This window comes from Vibrio ordalii ATCC 33509, assembly GCA_000257205.1.
Lineage (GTDB): Bacteria > Pseudomonadota > Gammaproteobacteria > Enterobacterales > Vibrionaceae > Vibrio > Vibrio ordalii.
Map to the genome: position 1 here is coordinate 1 of AEZC01000155.1, position 396 is coordinate 396.

The 396-nt window shown below is 39.9% G+C and carries 1 protein-coding gene; it reads right to left on the minus strand.

What is annotated here, in order from left to right:
• Positions 1 to 46: 46 nt before the first annotated feature.
• Positions 47 to 396, minus strand: a 350-nt coding sequence (locus tag VOR_RS17140; RefSeq protein ID WP_010319768.1) for a hypothetical protein, incomplete at its 5' end; no start/stop codon positions are given.

The window sequence follows — 396 nt, forward strand, 5'->3', positions numbered from 1 at the left end:
AAATGGTAGCCATGATTTCTAATTTGAGGGTGAAAAGGCTACCATTTTAACACAACATCTCCATGTTGGAGTCACGACCAGAAAATAACCCCAAATAGGCTTGATGCACCCATGGCGTGATAATTTTTCGCACCAAAGGCGCGTCACTTCGCCGGCACAGTTGAATATAGCGGTAAAAAAACATGACTAAGAAAACAATAAACGACGTTTCAATAATATCTAACTCTGATAACGAGAAAGCGTATTCAAACATCCCTAATGGAACCAAGAATAAATACAGGGCAAGACCAAATAGAAACAGGGTGATTAGCCACAGCCACTTAAAGAAAAGTTTTACTCCACGCCAAACCTTGGGAAGAGTCAGGGTATTTTTTTGCATAATTTTAGCCAACATCC